This window comes from Sphingomonas azotifigens NBRC 15497, from assembly GCF_002091475.1.
GTDB classification, from domain to species: domain Bacteria; phylum Pseudomonadota; class Alphaproteobacteria; order Sphingomonadales; family Sphingomonadaceae; genus Sphingomonas; species Sphingomonas azotifigens.
In genome coordinates, this window is the sequence record NZ_BCTR01000057.1 from 22,639 (window position 1) to 40,489 (window position 17,851).

At 68.6% G+C, this 17,851-nt stretch carries 16 protein-coding genes; 7 read left to right on the forward strand and 9 right to left on the reverse strand.

Annotated features, from left to right (window positions below):
- The first annotated feature begins 25 nt into the window (after positions 1–25).
- Genes SAZ01S_RS17785 through nudC form a run of 3 tightly spaced genes read left to right on the forward strand, consistent with a single transcriptional unit; the run spans position 26 to position 3,203 of the window.
- On the forward strand, positions 26–1,069 hold the full coding sequence (locus tag SAZ01S_RS17785; protein ID WP_084583620.1) for an A/G-specific adenine glycosylase: 1,044 nt from the start codon (positions 26–28) through the stop codon (positions 1,067–1,069).
- Positions 1,066–2,337 carry a serine hydrolase domain-containing protein gene (locus SAZ01S_RS17790; protein WP_084583621.1) on the forward strand — a complete coding sequence of 424 codons (1,272 nt, stop codon included), beginning with the start codon at positions 1,066–1,068 and terminating at the stop codon, positions 2,335–2,337. The genes SAZ01S_RS17785 and SAZ01S_RS17790 overlap by 4 nt, the downstream gene beginning before the upstream one ends.
- Positions 2,334–3,203, forward strand: a complete 870-nt coding sequence (gene nudC / locus SAZ01S_RS17795) for an NAD(+) diphosphatase (RefSeq protein ID WP_084583622.1) — start codon at positions 2,334–2,336, stop codon at positions 3,201–3,203. The genes SAZ01S_RS17790 and nudC overlap by 4 nt, the downstream gene beginning before the upstream one ends.
- Before the next feature lie 55 nt (positions 3,204–3,258).
- Here nudC and SAZ01S_RS17800 read toward each other — a convergent pair whose 3' ends face one another.
- A complete protein-coding gene (locus SAZ01S_RS17800) occupies positions 3,259–4,149 on the reverse strand; it encodes a prephenate dehydratase (protein ID WP_084583623.1) in 891 nt (296 codons plus the stop codon).
- Between the two features lie 102 nt (positions 4,150–4,251).
- Here SAZ01S_RS17800 and SAZ01S_RS17805 point away from each other — a divergent pair, with 102 nt between their 5' ends.
- Positions 4,252–4,929, forward strand: coding sequence for a c-type cytochrome (locus SAZ01S_RS17805; RefSeq protein WP_084583624.1), 678 nt, complete (start codon positions 4,252–4,254; stop codon positions 4,927–4,929).
- 156 nt (positions 4,930–5,085) lie between these two features.
- Here SAZ01S_RS17805 and prsR read toward each other — a convergent pair whose 3' ends face one another.
- Genes prsR through SAZ01S_RS17820 form a run of 3 tightly spaced genes read right to left on the reverse strand, consistent with a single transcriptional unit; the run spans position 5,086 to position 9,877 of the window.
- Positions 5,086–6,450, reverse strand: a complete 1,365-nt coding sequence (prsR, locus tag SAZ01S_RS17810) for a PEP-CTERM-box response regulator transcription factor (protein ID WP_084583625.1) — start codon at positions 6,448–6,450, stop codon at positions 5,086–5,088.
- Complete coding sequence (gene prsK / locus SAZ01S_RS17815; RefSeq protein ID WP_084583626.1) at positions 6,447–8,489, reverse strand: XrtA/PEP-CTERM system histidine kinase PrsK; 2,043 nt, start codon at positions 8,487–8,489, stop codon at positions 6,447–6,449. Before prsK ends, prsR begins: the two co-directional genes overlap by 4 nt.
- Entirely contained in the window at positions 8,489–9,877 is a 1,389-nt protein-coding gene (locus SAZ01S_RS17820) for a TIGR03013 family XrtA/PEP-CTERM system glycosyltransferase (RefSeq protein ID WP_084583627.1), read from the reverse strand. Before SAZ01S_RS17820 ends, prsK begins: the two co-directional genes overlap by 1 nt.
- A gap of 156 nt (positions 9,878–10,033) precedes the next feature.
- Here SAZ01S_RS17820 and SAZ01S_RS17825 point away from each other — a divergent pair, with 156 nt between their 5' ends.
- Positions 10,034–11,092, forward strand: coding sequence for a mannose-1-phosphate guanylyltransferase/mannose-6-phosphate isomerase (locus tag SAZ01S_RS17825; protein ID WP_174596148.1), 1,059 nt, complete (start codon positions 10,034–10,036; stop codon positions 11,090–11,092).
- Between the two features lie 76 nt (positions 11,093–11,168).
- Here the strand turns inward: SAZ01S_RS17825 and SAZ01S_RS17830 are convergent, their stop codons facing one another.
- Both SAZ01S_RS17830 and SAZ01S_RS17835 read right to left on the reverse strand, forming a co-directional pair.
- Positions 11,169–11,678, reverse strand: coding sequence for a PEPxxWA-CTERM sorting domain-containing protein (locus tag SAZ01S_RS17830; protein ID WP_084583628.1), 510 nt, complete (start codon positions 11,676–11,678; stop codon positions 11,169–11,171).
- Positions 11,679–11,832: 154 nt separating this feature from the next.
- Entirely contained in the window at positions 11,833–12,465 is a 633-nt protein-coding gene (locus tag SAZ01S_RS17835) for a trimeric intracellular cation channel family protein (protein WP_084583629.1), read from the reverse strand.
- Between the two features lie 81 nt (positions 12,466–12,546).
- Between SAZ01S_RS17835 and SAZ01S_RS17840 the strand changes: the two genes are divergently transcribed.
- Entirely contained in the window at positions 12,547–13,218 is a 672-nt protein-coding gene (locus SAZ01S_RS17840) for a YoaK family protein (RefSeq protein WP_084583630.1), read from the forward strand.
- Here the strand turns inward: SAZ01S_RS17840 and SAZ01S_RS17845 are convergent.
- From SAZ01S_RS17845 to SAZ01S_RS17855, 3 genes are all read right to left on the reverse strand, one after another.
- Positions 13,202–13,519: a transcriptional regulator gene (locus tag SAZ01S_RS17845; RefSeq protein ID WP_084583631.1), complete on the reverse strand. Its 318-nt coding sequence runs from the start codon at positions 13,517–13,519 to the stop codon at positions 13,202–13,204. The two genes, SAZ01S_RS17840 and SAZ01S_RS17845, sit on opposite strands and share 17 nt — an antisense overlap.
- Positions 13,516–13,959, reverse strand: coding sequence for a hypothetical protein (locus SAZ01S_RS17850; RefSeq protein ID WP_084583632.1), 444 nt, complete (start codon positions 13,957–13,959; stop codon positions 13,516–13,518). The genes SAZ01S_RS17845 and SAZ01S_RS17850 overlap by 4 nt, the downstream gene beginning before the upstream one ends.
- A gap of 79 nt (positions 13,960–14,038) precedes the next feature.
- Positions 14,039–14,842, reverse strand: coding sequence for an oxygenase MpaB family protein (locus tag SAZ01S_RS17855; protein ID WP_245824985.1), 804 nt, complete (start codon positions 14,840–14,842; stop codon positions 14,039–14,041).
- A gap of 114 nt (positions 14,843–14,956) precedes the next feature.
- Between SAZ01S_RS17855 and ppc the strand changes: the two genes are divergently transcribed.
- Entirely contained in the window at positions 14,957–17,623 is a 2,667-nt protein-coding gene (gene ppc / locus SAZ01S_RS17860; protein ID WP_084583634.1) for a phosphoenolpyruvate carboxylase, read from the forward strand.
- Positions 17,624–17,851: the final 228 nt, after the last annotated feature.

The window sequence follows — 17,851 nt, forward strand, 5'->3', positions numbered from 1 at the left end:
GGCTCTCCCATGCCATAGGCGGGGCGTGCCCGACAACGCTCCTGAATCAATCGCCCCCGCGCTCCTCGCCTGGTACGACGCAAACGCCCGCCGCCTGCCCTGGCGCGCGCCGCCCGGCGCCGACGCGGCGGACCCGTACCGGGTATGGCTTTCCGAGGTGATGCTGCAACAGACGCAGGTCGCCACGGTGATCCCCTATTTCGAGAAATTCACGTCGCGCTGGCCCAGTTTCGAGGCGATGGCGGCGGCGGAAGACGCCGACGTGATGGCTGCCTGGGCGGGGCTCGGCTATTATGCCCGCGCCCGCAACATGCTCGCCTGCGCCCGCGAGGTCGCGCGCCTGGGCGCGCTGCCCGACACCGAGGCGGGGCTGCGCGCGCTTCCCGGCATTGGCGACTATACCGCCGCCGCCATCGCCGCGATCGCCTTCGGGCGGCGGGCGGTGGTGGTCGATGCCAATGTCGAGCGGGTGGTGACGCGGCTGTTCGCGCTCGCGGACCCCTTGCCGGGGGCGCGGCCCTCGATCCGGCGGCTGACCGACACGATCACCCCCGATGCCCGCGCCGGCGACTTCGCCCAGGCAATGATGGACCTCGGCAGCGGCATCTGCACAGTGCGCGCGCCGAAATGCCTGCTCTGCCCGATCGCCTTTGGCTGCACGGCGCGGGCGCAAGGCGATCCCGAGACCTATCCGGTGAAAGCCAAGAAGGCGCCCAAGCCGCAGCGCCACGGCACGATGTTCTGGCTGGAGCGCGACGACGCGGTGCTGCTGGTCCGCCGCCCGGACAAGGGGCTGCTCGGCGGCATGCGCGCGCTGCCCACCGGCCCTTGGGCGGAGTCGCCGCCCGGCATCGTCGGGGCGCCCGCCACGACGGACTGGCGGATGTTGAACGAAACCGTCCGCCACGGCTTCACCCATTTCGACCTCGACGTGGCGCTTGCGACTGCAACAATCCCCCGCCATGCAAGCGCACCCCCCGGCGAATGGTGGCCGATCGCCGACATCGAGTCGGCCGGACTGCCCACCGTTTTCGCCAAGGCGGCCAAAGCGATACGGAGACTGCGATGACGGCCAAGCGAGTGTTCGGACTGATCGGGGCAATGGCGCTGCTGCAGGCGCCCATGGTGCAGGCCCAAACTGCGCCCAGCCAGGTCCAGACCTTCGCCCGCGAGACGGTCGCTTCGGGCAAGGTGCCCGGCATCGTCGTCACCTACGCCAAGGGCCAGGCGCCGATGACGGTGGTGACCGAAGGCCGCATGGCGTATGAAGCCACCGCGCCCAAGGTGAATGTCGACACGCTTTGGCGGGTCTATTCCATGACCAAGCCGATCACCGGCATGGCCGCGATGATCCTGATCGAGGAAGGCAAGCTCAAGCTCGACCAGCCGATCAGCGACTTCATCCCGGCGTTCAAGGACATGAAGGTGCTGATCGATCCCAACAAGGACCTGACCAGCCGCCCGGCGACCAGGCCGATCACGGTGCGCAACCTGCTCACCCACACCGCGGGACTCGGCTACAACATCATCACCAAGGGGCCGCTGCTCAACGAATATAACCGCCTGGGCATCAACCCGGCGCAGGTGAGCGACTCGTTCGAGGCAACCGCGCGGCCGGTACGCCCGGCCACGCTGGAAGAGTTCGCTAACCGCACCGCGACGCTGCCGCTCATCGCCGAGCCGGGCGCCAAGTTCAGCTATTCGATCGGGCTCGACGTGCTCGGCCGGGTGATCGAGGTCGCGAGCGGCATGCCGTTCGACACGTTCGTCAACACGCGTATCCTCCAGCCACTCAAGATGACGTCGAGCTACTGGACGGTACCGGCCGGCGAGGCGGGGCGGCTCGCCACCGAATATGCGACCACGGGCACCAACCGCTTCCCGATCGATCCCGGCGCGACCTCGGTGTACCTCAAGAAGCCGAGCTTCCCCTATGGCGGTGCCGGCCTTGCCATGTCGGCGCGCGACTATGATCGCTTCCTCCACATGCTGCAGAATGGCGGCGAGCTGGACGGCGTGCGGATCCTGAAGCCCGAGACGGTGGCGCTCGCCATGTCCGACCTGCTGCCGCCGGGCGTCGACAAGACGATGCTGGCGGTGATGGCGCGCGATACCGGCGTGCCGATGGGCTTTGGCGCCGGCGGCTCGGTATTCCTCGCCGACCAGCCGAACGGCGCTGGCAAGGGCACGTTCGGCTGGTCGGGCGCGGCGGGCACCTTTTCCTGGGTCGACCCGAAGAACCAAGTGCGCGCGACGATGATGGTCAACATCCTGCTCGCCGAACTCGGCCTCAAGGTGCCGGTGCGCGCCGCCGTCTACGCCGATCTGAACAAGTGATCGCCCCCGGCTTCACCGGCGGCACGCTCGACCGCGACGACCGCGTCCGCCACGAGCCCGATCTGCTGGCGGCGGCCCTCGCCGATCCGCGCGCGCGGCTGCTGGTGCTGGACGGGCTGGTGCCGCAGCTCGATGGCGACGGGCGGCTGGTCTGGACGGGGCTCGATGCCGCGACCCAGCCGCTGCTGTTTCTCGGCTTTATCGACGGCGAACCGCGCTTCGTGCAGACGCTGGCGCCGGGCACCCCGCTGCCGCCCGGGCGGCCGCCCGAGCTCTCGGCGATCCTCGACGCCTTCCGGCCGGAGGATGCCGCCAACTATGCTGCGGCGCGCAGCCTAATCGACTGGCATGCACGCCACGGCTTCTGTGCGCGCTGCGGCACGCCCAGCGACATCTTCCGCGCCGGCTGGGGTCGGCTCTGCCCCAATTGCGGGACGGAGCATTATCCGCGCGTCGACCCGGTGGTGATCATGCTTGCTGAACGCGGCGACCGGGTGCTGCTCGGCCGGCAGCCGAGCTGGCCGCCGGGCCGCTATTCGGCGCTCGCCGGGTTCCTGGAGGTGGGCGAGAGCATCGAGGATGCGGTGCGCCGCGAGACGCTGGAGGAAGCCGGCGTGCATGTCGGGGCGGTGCGCTACGTCGCCAGCCAGCCTTGGCCGTTCCCGTCGCAGCTGATGGTTGCGTGCATCGGCGAGGCGCTCGACGAGGAAATCGCGATCGACGCGCATGAGCTGGAACATGCAGGGTGGTTCGATCGCGCGCAGGTGCGTCAGGCACTGGCGCGGGATCCGGAGGCGCCGTTCCTCGCACCGCCGGGCTATGCGATCGCGTACACGCTGCTCAAGGCCTGGGCGGAGGGGGAGTAGCCGTTTATCCCCCCTCCCGCTTGCGGGAGGGGATGGGGGAGGGTGCGTGAGGGTTTTACGGCCGCGCCCGGGCCTGCGGGTACGTCCCCAGCAGCCGCACCCATTTCGAATGGAAGCCCAGTTCCTCCAGCGCGCGGAGCACGCCAGCATCCTCGGGGCTGCCGACGATGTCGGCGTAGAATTCGGTCGCCGAGAAGCTCGCCTCGCGCTGGTAGCTCTCCAGCTTGGTCATGTTGACGCCGTTGGTCGCGAAGCCGCCCAGTGCCTTGTAGAGCGCGGCGGGGATGTTCTTCACCTCGAAGATCAGCGAGGTCATGAACGGGCCTTCGCCGGTGACCCCCGGGGCGTCGCGCGACAGCACGACGAAGCGCGTCATGTTGTGCGCGGCATCGGCGATGTCGCTGGCCAGCACCTGCAAGCCGTACAGCTCCGCTGCATGCGCAGGCGCGAGCGCGGCCACCTTGGGGTCGGCCAGTTCCGCCACCATTGCCGCCGCGCCGGCGGTATCGGGATAGGCGACCTGCGCGATGCCGTGCGCCTTCAGCCAGTGGCGGCACTGGCCGAGCGCCTGCGGGTGGCTCATCGCCTCGCGCACGCCCTCGATGGCGCCGGTGCCCATCAGCGTGTGGCGGATCGCGAGGAAATGCTCGCCGATAATCGACAGGCCCGATTCGGGCAGCAGGAAGTGGATGTCGGCGACGCGGCCGTGAAGCGAATTCTCGATCGGGATCATCGCGCGCTCGGCGCGGCCTTCCTTCACCGCATCGATCGCGTCTTCGAACGAGAAGCAGGGCAGCGGCAGCGCGTCGGGAAAGGCCTCGCGCACCGCGACGTGCGAATTGGCGCCGGGTGCGCCCTGGAACGCTACCGCGCGCGCCGGGGCCGCTTCGGCCTCGGCGAGCATGCGGGCGACGATCGGGCGGGCGGGGGCGGCAAAATTCTCCATGGCCGGCGGCGCTAGCCTCCGTAGAACTCCGCCGCAAGTCCGCTTGCCTTCGGAGGCGGCAGGGCTCTAAAGATGAACCAAAGCACAGGTGGGAGCGGATGGATGCAGGATCGCTTCAATACGATCGCGGGTTGGGCGCTGTTTGGTGGCGTCGCCGCTTTGGCACTTACGATCGGTAGCGCGAAGTTCTTCCATTCCGAAAAGCCTGAACGCCCCGGCTATGTCGTCGAGGCGGTAGAAGATGCGGCAGGCGGTGCCGCGACCGCCGAGCCGCTGCCGGTGCGCCTCGCCAAGGGCGATGTCGCCAAGGGCGAGAGCGGCTTCAAACAGTGCGCCTCGTGCCACACCATCACCCAGGGCGGCGCCAACGGCATCGGTCCGAACCTCTATGCCACGCTGGGCGAGCCGATCGGCCAGGGCAAGGGCGGCTTCGCCTTCTCGGACGCGCTGAAGGGTGTCGGCGGCAGCTGGGACCTCGACAAGATGGATGCCTGGCTCACCAATCCGCGCAAGTTCGCGCCGGGCACCAAGATGACCTTTGCCGGCATCTCGGACCCGCAGCTGCGCGCCGATGTGATCCTGTACCTCAACAAGCAGGGCTCGAACCTGCCGCTGCCCGCAGCGCCCGCTGCGGGCTCGGCGCCGGACAATGCCGGGGTGCAGAGCAACAGCGCCGCCGAGGGCGCCGACGTGTCGGTGAACGTCCAGCAGGCGACGCCTGCCGAAGGTACACCGTCGAAGGACCCGCAGGCCGCGGTGCAGGCCGAGAAGAAGAAGTAAGCTTCCAATCTCCCGCCGCTCAAAATCCCCCTCCCGCTTGCGGGAGGGGTTAGGGGAGGGTGTGTGAGGGTCGCGGGCGAAGCCGTCGCAGAAAGAGCCTCCACGACACACCCTCCCCCTGCCCCTCCCGCAAGCGGGAGGGGGGGAATAAGGGGATCACCCCTGCAGATCATACGCCTTTAGCAGGTCGTACAGCGTCGGACGGCTGATCCCGAGCAGCCGTGCCGCCGCCGAGACATTGCCGTCGCTCCGCGCCAGCGCGTGGCGGATCGCCTGGCGGTCCGCCGCCTCGCGCACCGCGCGCAGGTTGATCGCCGCCGCATCTCCGGGCGCGAGGTCGAGATCCTCGGCATGGACCGTCTTGCCCTCGGCCATGATCACCGCGCGCTTGATGCGGTTTTCCAGCTCGCGGACATTACCCGGCCAGCCCCAGGCATCGATCGCCGCCAGCGCATCGGCGGCAAAGGTCTTGGGACCCGCATGCATCTGCTCGGCGTAGCGGGCCAGGAAGTGGCGGGCGAGCAGGCCAGCGTCGCCGGGCCGCTCGGCCAGCGAGGGGATGCGCACCACGATCTCGGCGAGGCGGTAGTAAAGGTCCTCGCGGAACCGCCCCTCGGCGACCATCGCGTCGAGATCGCGGTGGGTGGCGCAGACGATGCGGGTGTCGACCGGAATGGGCTTGCGCCCGCCGATCCGCTCGATCACCCGCTCCTGCAGGAATCGCAGCAGCTTGACCTGGAGCGGCAGCGGGATGTCGCCGACTTCGTCGAGGAACAGCGTGCCGCCCTGTGCGAGCTCGATCTTGCCCTCGGTGGTCTTCACCGCACCGGTGAAGGCGCCTTTCTCATGGCCGAACAGCTCGGATTCGAGCAGCGTCTCGGGGATCGCCGCGCAATTGATCGCGACGAAGGCGCCGGTGTTGCGCGGGCTTGCCTCGTGCAGGCCGCGGGCGAGCAGTTCCTTGCCGGTGCCGCTGGCCCCCAGCAGCATCACCGAGACGTCGGCACCCGCGACGCGCTCGATCGTGCGGGTAACCTTGAGCATTTCCGGCGCGGCGGTGAGCATGCCGCCGAGCACCGCCTTGGCCTCGCCGCGGTCCGCGAGGCGGCGGTTCTCCGCCTCCAGCGCATGGACGTGGAAGGCTCGCGCGACGATCAGCCCCAGCGCGTCGATGTCGATCGGCTTCTGGTAGAAGTCCCAGGCGCCCAGTTCGATCGCGCGACGCATCGATTCGCGCTCGAAATGCCCCGAGGCGACGATCACCTTGGTCGCGGGTGCCAGCCGCAGGATCGTCTCCAGCGTCGCGAATCCTTCGCTCGTGCCGTCCGGATCCGGCGGCAGGCCGAGGTCGAGGGTCACCACCGGCGGCTCCTCTGCGCGCAGCAATGTGATCGCTTCGTCGCGGGTGGTCGCGGCGAGGATGGTATAGCCTTCATAGGCCCATCGCAGCTGGCGCTGGAGGCCGGCATCGTCCTCGACGATCAGCAGCTTGGGCAGCGGTCTGGGGGTGGCATCGCTCATGCCGCCTGCTCCACCGCCGGTGCGGCGCGCAGCACGATGCGGAAGCGCGTGCCCTGGCCTTCGCGCGAGCTGACCTCGATGCGCCCGCCCATACCTTGGGCCAGCTGCTGCGCCTCGAAGGTGCCGAGCCCGAAGCCGCCGGGCTTGGACGAGGTGAACGGCTTGAACAGGCGGTTGCGGACGAAGCCGGGCGACATGCCGCAGCCGCGGTCGATCACGTCGATGATGGCGTTTTCCTTGTCGGTGGCGAGCGCCAGCGTCACCGGCGCATGGGCCGGGCTCGCTTCGATCGCGTTCTGGATGAGATGGACGAGTAGCTGCTCCAGCGCCGCGGGCTCGGCGAGCGCGACGGCCGGGTCGGGTCCGATCAGCACCACCTGTGCGGGCTGCCGGGCGACCAGCCGTTCGAGCAGCGGCAGCAGCGCGGTGGGGCGCGGCGGCTCGCTGCGGCTGCGATGATGCTGGCCCAGCCGGGCGAGCAACCCGTTCAGCCGGTCCGAGGAATCGCGCAACGTCGCGATCATGTCGGCGCGGAATTCGGGATTGTCGGCATGGCGCTCGGCATTGCGCGCGGTGAGCGCGAGCTGGCTGACCAGGTTCTTGATGTCGTGCAGCAGGAAGGCGAAGCGGCGGTTGAACTCGTCGAAGCGCTGCGCCTCGGCCAGAGCCTGCTGCGCCTGCGCCTCGGCGAGATAGCTGGCGACCTGCCGCCCGGCGGCCTTGAGCAGATCGAAATCCTCCCAGTCGAGCCGCCGCGCCAGCGCCGGCCGGCCGAGCAGGATCGCACCCACCAGGCTGCCCCGGTGGAGGAGCGGGACCACCACCCAGGCGGCAGGCATGTCGCGCATCCAATCGGGGGTCGCTTCGGCATCGTCGGGATCGGCTTCGCCGTCGCGCACGGCATCGACTTCAATGATCCGGCCGGTGGTTTCCAGATGCGCCGCCAGCATGATCTCGCCGGTCGGCGGCAGCGTCGCGCGATCCCAGTGCCAGCCCGCACCCGGCACCAGCGCGCCGTCTTCGGCGACGAGCAGCAGCCCGGCAGGCGAGGCGGTGAGATCGGCCAGTGCGCGGACGATGCGCTGGTCGAGCGGGGCGACGCCGGGGGCCCCCAGCGTCTCGGTAAAGCGCAGCCATTCGGTGCGGTAATCATAGCGGTGCCGGAACAGGTGCTTGGCCAGCTTCACCTTCACCCAGCCGCGCAGGCCGCCGTTCGAGACGAGCGTCAGGATCGCCGCGGTAGCCCCGAACACGAAGGCAGTCTGGAGCAGCCGGGCATGGGTGCCGCCCAGCGTCGCCAGCGCGCTCGTCGCCAGTGCGAGCAGCACGAAATAGGCGCCGACCGCGACCAGCGTCAGCGACTGATAGGCGACGGTGCGCGACATGCGCACCCGCCAGTCGCCGCGGCGCTGCAGCCCCAGCCCCATCGCGGCCGCGACGCAGACGAGCGCGGCGCCGCGGGCGACGAGCAGCAGGCCGTCCAGCGGCACGCCCAGATGGGCAAGCGTGCGCACCGCGAATTCGGTGAGCCACAGTCCGCCCAGTGTCGCCACGGTCCAGCGCAATCCGCTGCCGGCGGTGTGCGCGAGCGCCGCATGCAGCGCCTGCGCCATCACCAGCACACCCACCGCGACCAGCATCTGGAGCAGCAGCGCCACCGAGGCGGTCTGGTCGCCGGCCGGCCTGCCCTGCACCGCGGCGATGCATTCGAGGACCAGCGCCGCCAGTGTCACCAGCGCCACGACCCCATAGACGGTGTCGAGCGCGAGCGGCGGGCGCGGCTCGCCGGCGCGGCGGTGGAGCAGCAGCAGGAAGGCCAGCCAGGCGAAGGTGCGCAGCGCCTCCGCGATGCGCGTCACGATCTCCTCCGCGCCGATGCCGGCGGTGGCCAGCGCGGCAAGCGCGGTGAGCCCCAGCGCGACCGCCAGCGCCCGGCGCGGCAACCGGTCGCCGCCGGTGCGGAGCGCCGCGATCGGCAGCAACGCGAACAGCAGCGCGGCCAGCGCATGCAGCCACAGGCTCAGCACCCCGGCGAGCATCAGCGCGCGCCGCTGGGGAACAGGATGACGCGGGCGGTCTGCAGCAGGATCAGCAGATCGAGGAACGGCGAATAGTTCTTGGCGTAGAACAGATCGTATTCGAGCTTCTGGCGGGCATCGTCGACCGAGGCGCCATAGGGATAGTTGATCTGCGCCCAGCCGGTGATGCCCGGCTTCACCATGTGCCGCTCGGCATAATAGGGCAGCGCCTGCTCGAGATCCTCGACGAATTGGGGGCGCTCGGGGCGGGGGCCGACAAAGCTCATGTCGCCGCGCAGCACGCTCCAGCATTGCGGGAGCTCGTCGATGCGGACCTTCCGGATGATCCGGCCGATTCGGGTGATGCGGGGATCGTCCTTCTCCGCCCATACGGCCTTGCCCGGCGCCTCCGCATCCTGCCGCATCGAGCGCAGCTTGAGCACGTGGAAGGGCTGGCCGTAGAGCCCCACGCGCAGCTGGCGATAGAGCGCCGGGCCGCGGCTCTCCAGCTTGATCAGCAGCGCGGTCGCCAGCACCAGCGGCAGGGCCAGCACCAGCAGGAGCAGGCTGGCGACGATGTCGAACAGCCGCTTGAACAGGCCGGAGAGCATCCGGCCGGACGAGAAGCCGTCGGAGAAGATCAGCCAGCTGGGGTTGACGCTGTCGAGGTCGACCCGGCCGGTCTCGCGCTCGAGAAAGGTCGAGAAGTCGTTGACATGGACGCCGGTCGTCTTGATTCGCAGCAGGTCCTTGAGCGGCAGCGCGTTGCGGCGTTCCTCCAGCGCCAGCACCACTTCGCTGGCGTTGAGCAGCACGACATGATCGGCGAGATTGTAGATCGCGTCGCGGGCGATCGCTTCCGGGATCACGCGGTTGGGCTCGCTCATCGCGACATAGCCGACGACCGCGAAGCTCGCCCCCGCGCTGCGTGACAGCTGCTTCAGTCGCGCCGCACGCGGGCCGGCGCCGAGCACGACGATTCGCCGCTTGAACGCCTGGCTGCCCAGCGTCTTGCCGAGCAGGATGCGCATCAGCATCAGCAGCACGAAGGCCGCAGCCGCGGCGTAGAGCAGGTTCGAGCGCCAGAAGCCGATCGGCGGCAGCAGGAAATAGAGGACGCTGAGGCCCAGCACCCCCAGCCCGATCGCGACGAGCAGCCGGACCAGCGCCTGGCGCAGCGAGTGCAGCGCCTCCGCGCCATAGACGCCGAGTGCCACCAGTGCGGTCTGGATCACCAGCGTGAAGCTTGCCAGCTGCGGGATCCGATCGACCGCCGGGCCGACATCGATGGCGATCTGGTGGGCGCGGAGCTGCCAGCCCAGTTCACCTGCCGCCACCAGCAGAATCACGTCCAGCAGCCCGAGCAGCAGCACGGTATTGGGGACATAATGCTTGAACAGGCGGACCATGACGCGCCCGGTGTAGCGTAGAAGGGTAAACGAACGGCCAAGCGACCGAAGCGGCGGCAAATTTGCAGCGTGTCGCAACCGTTTTGTCGTATTCTTGTTTCAGACGCGTATATCCCCCAGCTAGTTTCACTGCACCGAACCAGGGAGCCCCTTCGCATGCCGGATTCGAAGTCGATCACGCCCGTTATTCTCTCGGGCGGTTCCGGTACGCGCCTCTGGCCGATGTCGCGGCCCGAACGACCCAAGCAGCTGCTGTCGCTCACGGCGGAGGAAACGATGCTGCAGCTTACGGTGCGGCGCGCCTCGGGCGCGCGCTTCACCGCGCCGATCGTCGTGGCCAACGCCTTTCACGCCGATCTCGTCGAGGAGCAGCTGGCCCAGGTCGACCTCGCGGCCAGGGCGCTGATCCTGGAGCCGATCGGTCGCAACACCGCGCCTGCCATCGCGCTTGCCGCGATGGCGGCGGGGGGCGGCAGCGAGCCGATCCTGGTGATGCCGTCGGACCATGTCATCGCCAATATCGAAGCCTTCCACGCTGCGATTGAGTCGGCGTTGCCGCTGGTCAATGACGGCTGGCTCGTCACCTTCGGCATCACGCCCGATTCGCCGGAGACCGGCTATGGCTGGATCAAGATCGGCGAGGAGGAACTCGCCCCGGGCGTCCACCGCGTCGAGCGTTTCGTCGAGAAGCCGCCGCGCGATCGCGCCGAGGCGATGCTCGCGGCGGGGGATCATGCCTGGAACGGCGGCATCTTCCTGTTCCGCGCCGACATGTATCTTGGCGCGCTCAGCGTCTACGCTCCCGAAATGCTCGTCGCTGCCCAGCATGCGATGGACAAGGCTCGGCGCGAGGGGGCTCGCATCTTCCCCGACGCGGAGAGCTTCGCCGCCTGCCCGTCCGATTCGATCGACTATGCGGTGATGGAAAAGGCGCCGCGCGTCGCGGTGGTATCGGTGGCGATGGGCTGGAGCGACGTCGGCAGCTGGGATGCGCTGCACGCGATCAGCAATCCCGATGCCGGGGGCAATGTCGTGCGCGGCGATGTGGTGGCGATCGAGGCGACGAATTGCCTGGTGCAGAGCGAGCCCGGCAAGCGGGTCGCGCTGGTCGGCGTGGAGGATCTGATCGTGGTCGTGTCGGGCGCCGATGTGCTGGTGCTGCCGCGCGGCCGCAGCCAGGAAGTGAAGAAGCTGATCGACGCGATGAAGGAGTGAGCCGACTACTCGCGACGCCCGGACAAACGAAAAGCCGCCGATCCTCCCGGACCGGCGGCTTTTCCTTGTGCGGGCGTCAGCGGCTGTAGGAAACGCGCACCGTCGTCTTCCGGCGGCGCACGAACGCACCCATGAGGCCGAAGCCGGTGAGCAGCATCGCCCAGCAGGCTGGTTCCGGCACGCCGCTCGTGATGGTCACGCTATACCCCGGCGTCAGCGCGAAGGTGCCGGTCAGGAACGTCGGCGCTGCTTCGGTCCCGGTATAGAGGGAGCTGCCCGTCGTGAGAAGGTCCGTGCCGACAGTCGAGTTCAGGAACCCGAAATTGAAGAAATAGGTGGAGCTGCCGAAGCCCAGGTCGAACACGGCAGGCAGGCTGTCCACCGTTCCGCTCACGCCGTTGATGCGGAAATAGTCTCCCGCCTCCACGTCGCTCGGCGTCGGCGAAACCGGCAGCACGAAGGAAATCGTCTGGGCGCCGCTGACCGTGAACTTGTAATTGCCCGGCTGAACCGGGGCGGCAAAGGCCTGCGTTGCCGAAAGTGCTGCTGCCGCACAGCTCGCGGCCCAGAAGATACGACGACTCATTTAGTCCCCCTTTCGATGGTGTGGATGCAGCGACTATCGGAGATAGAGCTACCGTCCGGGGGGTAATCTTCAAAGAAATGAAGGTTCCATTGAGGGGGATCGACTATCGTTGGACTCATGGGGGTTACGGACGTTTCGGTCCGTTTCGAACCGATTACTTGCCGTCGCGATAGGCGGGAAGGCCCAGCTTCCAGACGATCGCCGCCGCACGCAAGGCGAAACCGGCAGCGGCACCGAGGAAACCGGCCGCATAGGGCGGCACCCCGATCAGGCTGAGCGCGACATAGACCGAAGCGGCGAGCGCCGCCGCCGTCACATAGAGTTCGGGCCGCATCAGGATCGAGGGCTCGCCGGCCAGGACGTCGCGGATGATGCCGCCGACGCAGGCGGTGACCACCCCCATCACCGCCGCCGGCACTGGCGGGATGCCGTAGCCCAGCGATTTCGCGGCGCCGAACGCCGCATAGGCGGCGAGCCCCAGCGCATCGAGCCAGGCAAAGCTGCGATCGCTCCACCAGCGCTGCGGCGTGATCCAGACGATCGCCGACATGCCCAGGCATAGCGCGGCGACGGTCGCGTCGTGCACCCAGAAGACCGGTGCGCCGATCAGCAGGTCGCGCACCGTGCCGCCGCCGACGCCGGTGATCAGCGCAAAAAAGGTGGCGGTGACGATGGTCTGGCGGTGCCGGGTGGCGGCCAGCGCGCCGGTGGCGGCGAACACCGCGATCCCGAACAGGTCGAGCCAGGGAAGAATGGGGCCGATCTGGGCGGCGACCGAACTGTTCATGCCCACCGTTTGCCGCGGGCGCGCAGGCCAAGTCAAACGCAGGCCTTGGCGAAGCCCCGTGGCTTGGGGCAGAGAGGGGGCATGCAACGTACCGAGTCCCCGCTGATCGCCCTTGCGATCCTCCTGGCGGCGCTCGCCGGCTTCGTCGATGCGCTCGCCTTCACCAGCCTTGGCGGTTTCTTCGCCTCGTTCATGAGCGGCAATTCGACGCGCCTAGGCGTCGGCCTGGGCAGCGGCTCGCTGCACGATGCGGCGATGGCGGCATCGTTGGTGATGAGCTTCGTCGCCGGCGTGATCGTCTCGAGCGTCATCGGCCGTGCGCGCGCCGAGCGTCACCAGCCGGTCGTCATGACCGTCGTGACGCTGCTGCTGACGCTCGCCGCCATCGTCGCGACGCTGATGCCGGGGCCGCTGGTGCTGCTGCTGCTTGCCGCCGCGATGGGCACCGAGAACGGCGTGTTCCATCGCGATGGCGAGGTGACGATCGGCGTCACCTACATGACCGGTTCGCTCGTCAAGATGGGGCAGAAGCTTGCCGGCGCGCTGATGGGCGACGCCGACCGCTTCGGCTGGCTACGCTATCTGGCGCTGTGGCTGGGCTTCGTCAGCGGCGTGGTGATCGGCGCCGAGAGCCAGTTCCGCTGGGGCTGGAACGCGCTGTGGCTGGCGCCGGTCTTTGCGGCGGTGCTGACGCTGTTGCTCGCCAGCATGACCCGCCCGCGCCCCCGCCCCGGCCTCACGCTGGTGCGTTGACCGTCTCGGCAGGCACGAGCCCCGCCAGCGCCTGCAGCGCCGCGACATGCTGTGCGAAGGCGGCGCGCCCGGCGCGGGTGACCGACGCCCAGGTGCGCTGGCGACCATGGGCGGCGGCCTTGCGCAGCTTGACATAGCCCGGCTCGGCCAGCGCCGAGAGGTGCTTCGACAGCACCGAGTCGCTCACCTTGGTGAGGTCGCGCAGCGTCGCGAATTCGGCCTCCTGCACATTGGTGAGCACCGCCATGATCTGCAGCCGTGTCGGCGGGTGGATCACTGCGTCGAATCCAGGCGCGCTCACAGGCCGGTCTCGAGTTCGTGGACGAACACACGCTGCCACACCACGCTCATCCAGGCAGCCAGGCCGAACATCACCGCGCCGAGCAGCAGCGAGGGCCAGATCACCTGCCGCGCGAAGACGAAATAGACGCTGGCGCCGTACATCTCGAGCAGCACGGGCAGGAAGGCGGCGATCACCCGGCGGGTGCGGCCGCGACGATAGCCGCTGACGAACATGCCGAGCCGGCGGCGATCCCAGCGGACGATCAGCACCAGGCCCAGCAGGAGCGGCGCGAGGGCAAGCAGCTGATAGGGCGCGGCCGCCGGGGAAGCGACGAGCCCCGCCTCCAGCGCCGCGAAGGCCAGGTGCCGCGCGGGCGGACAATAGGCGACCCGGGCGAGCTGGGCGCGGCTGGCATGGATCTGCGCCAGGGCGTGCTGGGCTTCGGCGATACTGGACACGATGATGCTCCCTTTCCGATGTGGAAAAAGACAGCATTGTTTTCCAATACGGAAAGCGAAAACTTTCCGCATTGGAAAATCAGCGAAACGCCCAGCGTAGCGTCTCTGCCACGCCGCGGGTGCCGAGGCGGACCGCAGGTGCCGCGAGCGGCGGGGTGGAAAACCGGTGCATCTGCCGGGCCCAGCCCGGCAACAGGTCGATCGCGGCGGCGAAGGTCAGCGCCTGGAAGGGCTTGGTGGCGAGGTTCGGCGCGGGCTGTTCGAGCAGCAGCCGGGCGACCTCGCGGGTACGATCATCGTAATGGAGTTCGCCGCGCATCATCGTCAGCAGCGCCATTGCCTCGGCGCGGCTGCGCGGCACCGGATCGGCCCCCAGCGCTTCCGCGACCGCTGCGAACTCGGCGAAGTAGCGATCCTGGTCGGCGTGCGGCATGCGCGGCTCGGCGTAGCGGATCCAGGCGTCTAGAAAGCTCACCGCTTCGGTGACGTGGACCCAGGCGAGCAGCCGGGGATCGTCGGCCCCATAGGATGTACCGTCGGGGAGCGTGCCGCGAATATGGCTATGGATCTCGCGCACCCGCGCGATCGCTGCTTCCGCCTCGCGGCGCTCGGCATAGCTGGTCTGCGCGATGAAGCGGGCGGTGCGGCGCAGGCGGCCGAGCATGTCGTGGCGGAATTGCGAATGGTCCCACACCCCCGCCAGCACCGCCGGATGCAGCATCTGGAGCAGCAGCGCGGTGACGCCGCCGACCATCATCGTCGTCACGTCGCCATGCACGCGCCACACCACCGACTCGGGGCCGAACAGACCGTTCGCACTGCGCTGCACCGGCGTTTCGCCGCGCGCGGCGTCGTTGAACACCGCGCGCACCTGGCCGATCATTGCGCGCCGTACGCTGTGAGTTGCAAATGCAACGAAATCCATCTTGCTAAGCTAGGCACTGTGGGTGCGCGAACAAGTTGACCGGCTTCGCTTTGCAGTGCAGCAAATGCGGCCATGGCCAGCATCGCGATCACCAACAATCCCGACATCCGCTTCCTTGGGCGGCTGCTCGGCGACGTCATCCGCGCCTATGGCGGGGACGAACTGTTCAAGCGGATCGAATATATCCGCGCGACCTCGGTCGACCGGCATCGCGGCGTGGCGGGTGCGGGAGCGATCGATTCGGGGCTGGACCGGCTGAGTCTCGACGAGACGCTCGATTTCGTGCGCGGCTTCATGCTGTTCTCGATGCTCGCCAACCTTGCCGAAGACCGCCAGGGCGTCGCCACCGAAAAGGACGCCGATGTCGCGGCGGCGCTGGAGCGGCTGGCCAAGGCAGGCATCGGCCGCGAGCCGGTGATGGCGCTGCTCGACCATGCGCTGGTCAGCCCGGTGCTCACCGCGCACCCGACCGAGGTGCGGCGCAAGTCGATGATCGACCACAAGAACCGCATCGCCGAGCTGATGGCACTGCGCGACCAGGGGGTGACCGAGACGCCCGATGGCGACCAGGTGGAAGAAGCGATTCTTCGCCAGATCGCGCTGCTATGGCAAACCCGGGTGCTACGCCGGGAGAAGCTGGGCGTGCCCGACGAGGTCGAGACCGCGCTCTCCTATTTCCGCGACGTGTTCCTGCCGGTGCTGCCGGCGCTCTACGCCCGCTGGGACCGTGCGCTGGGCGATCGCGCGCCGAGCTTCCTGCGCCCGGGCAGCTGGATCGGCGGCGACCGTGACGGCAACCCCTTCGTCACCGCCGAGTCGATGCGTTTCGCGCTCGCGCGCGCGGCGGAGACGGTGCTCGACCATTATCTCGAATCGGTCCACCTGTTGGGTGCCGAGCTGTCGATCTCGACCGAGCATACGCAAGTCCCCGAGGCGGTGCTCGCGCTCGCCGAGGCCAGCGGCGACACCGGCAAGAGCCGCACCGACGAACCCTATCGCCGCGCACTGACCGGAATCTATGCGCGCCTTTCCGCCACGCATCGGGAACTGGTCGGCAAGCAGCCGGCGCGGCCGTCGCCGATCGCCGCGCAGCCTTATGGCCACCCCGCCGAGTTCCGCGAGGATCTCGTCGCCATCGCCCGCGGGCTTGCCGATGGCGGGCCGCTCGCCACTGGCGGGGCGCTCGGCCGGCTGATCCGCGCGGTCGAGACCTTCGGCTTCCACCTCGCCACGCTCGACATGCGCCAGAACAGCGCGATCCACGAGCGCGTGGTCGCGGAGCTACTCAAGTCCGCCGGCGTGTGCGACGACTATGCCGCGCTCGACGAACAGGCGCGCATCGACCTGCTCCGCCGCGAGCTCGCCAACGCCCGGCCGCTGACCAGCCCCTATGCGGTCTATTCGGCGGAGACCGCCTCGGAACTCGCCATCGTCCGCGAGGCGGCGGCGGCGCATGCCCGCTACGGCCGCGACTGCATCCGGCATTACATCGTCTCCATGGCCCAGTCGGTTTCGGACCTGCTCGAGGTTCATATCCTGCTCAAGGAAGCCGGGCTCTATATGCCGGGCGAGCACCCGCAGGCGCACATCATGGCGATCCCGCTGTTCGAGACGATCGCCGATCTCGAGGCCGCGCCGCCGATCATGGAAGCGTGGCTGGGCCTGCCCGAAGTCGCTGCCATCGCCGCCGCGCGGGGGCATCAGGAAGTGATGATCGGCTATTCCGATTCGAACAAGGACGGCGGCTATCTCACCTCCACCTGGCAGCTCAGCCGCGGCTCGACCGCGTTGAAGCCGGTGTTCGAGGATGCCGGCCTTGCGATGCAGCTATTCCATGGCCGCGGCGGCGCGGTCGGGCGCGGCGGTGGATCGAGCTTCTCGGCGATCCTCGCCCAGCCGCCGGGCACGGTGCAGGGCCGCATCCGCATCACCGAGCAGGGCGAGGTGATCGCCGCCAAGTACGGCAGCCCCGAAAGCGCGATGACCAATCTCGAGGCGATGACCTCGGCGACGCTGCTCGCCAGCCTCGAGCCCGAGCATCTCGCGCCCGCCGATGCCGAACGCTTCGCCGCGGCGATGGACCAGCTCTCGGACAGCGCCTTCCGCGCCTATCGCGGGCTGGTCTACGAAACGCCGGGCTTCACCACCTTCTTCCGCCAGATGACGCCGATCGCCGAGATCGCCGGCCTCAAGATCGGCTCGCGTCCCGCCAGCCGCAAGAAGAGCGATGCGATCGAGGATCTGCGCGCGATTCCCTGGGTGTTCAGCTGGGCGCAGGCGCGGGTGATGCTGCCGGGCTGGTACGGCGTCGGCGCGGCGCTGGAGGCCTTCGCCGACAAGGGGCTGCTGCGCGAGATGGCGAGCGCCTGGCCGCTGTTCCGCGCGACGCTCGACAATATGGAGCAGGTGCTCGCCAAGTCCGACATGCGGATCGCCAGCCATTATGCCGCGCTGGTGGAGGAGGCAGACCTGCGCGACGGCATCTTCGGCCGCATCCGCGACGGCTGGCAGCAGACCCATGACGGACTGCTGCAGGTGACCCGCCAGACCCGGCTGCTGGAGAAGCACCCGCCGCTGGAAACCTCGATCCGGCTGCGGTTGCCGTATATCGAGCCGCTCAACCTGCTCCAGATCGAGCTGATGAAGCGTCACCGCGCGGGCGAGGAAGATCCGCGGATCGGCGAGGGCATCCTCCTGTCGATCAACGCGATCGCCACGGCGCTGCGCAACAGCGGCTAGCGCCGCGCGAGCGGGGCTCGTCGGAGATCATCTTCGTATCATCTTGGGACGGAGGGCAAATCGCCTGGCCTTCTGCCAAGTTGTGCGCCAGCAGCCATCGGGCGTGCAACGTACTGACGAAAAGCGATTCCATGTGCTCGAAGCTTGAACCTGGGTTCGTTGAATAGCGGCGGAATTGTAGGCTCGCTGCTGAAAATAACGTGTCTGGATACGACTCGACGCGTTGTT

Coding starts and splice junctions, on each gene's coding strand:
- SAZ01S_RS17790 (WP_084583621.1), top strand. CDS start 1,066: ATGACGGCCAAGCGAGTGTTCGGACTGATCGGGGCAATGGCGCTGCTG.
- SAZ01S_RS17800 (WP_084583623.1), bottom strand. CDS start 4,149: ATGGAGAATTTTGCCGCCCCCGCCCGCCCGATCGTCGCCCGCATGCTC.
- SAZ01S_RS17805 (WP_084583624.1), top strand. CDS start 4,252: ATGCAGGATCGCTTCAATACGATCGCGGGTTGGGCGCTGTTTGGTGGC.
- prsR (WP_084583625.1), bottom strand. CDS start 6,450: ATGAGCGATGCCACCCCCAGACCGCTGCCCAAGCTGCTGATCGTCGAG.
- prsK (WP_084583626.1), bottom strand. CDS start 8,489: ATGCTCGCCGGGGTGCTGAGCCTGTGGCTGCATGCGCTGGCCGCGCTG.
- SAZ01S_RS17820 (WP_084583627.1), bottom strand. CDS start 9,877: ATGGTCCGCCTGTTCAAGCATTATGTCCCCAATACCGTGCTGCTGCTC.
- SAZ01S_RS17825 (WP_174596148.1), top strand. CDS start 10,034: ATGCCGGATTCGAAGTCGATCACGCCCGTTATTCTCTCGGGCGGTTCC.
- SAZ01S_RS17830 (WP_084583628.1), bottom strand. CDS start 11,678: ATGAGTCGTCGTATCTTCTGGGCCGCGAGCTGTGCGGCAGCAGCACTT.
- SAZ01S_RS17835 (WP_084583629.1), bottom strand. CDS start 12,465: ATGAACAGTTCGGTCGCCGCCCAGATCGGCCCCATTCTTCCCTGGCTC.
- SAZ01S_RS17840 (WP_084583630.1), top strand. CDS start 12,547: ATGCAACGTACCGAGTCCCCGCTGATCGCCCTTGCGATCCTCCTGGCG.
- SAZ01S_RS17855 (WP_245824985.1), bottom strand. CDS start 14,842: ATGATCGGCCAGGTGCGCGCGGTGTTCAACGACGCCGCGCGCGGCGAA.
- ppc (WP_084583634.1), top strand. CDS start 14,957: ATGGCCAGCATCGCGATCACCAACAATCCCGACATCCGCTTCCTTGGG.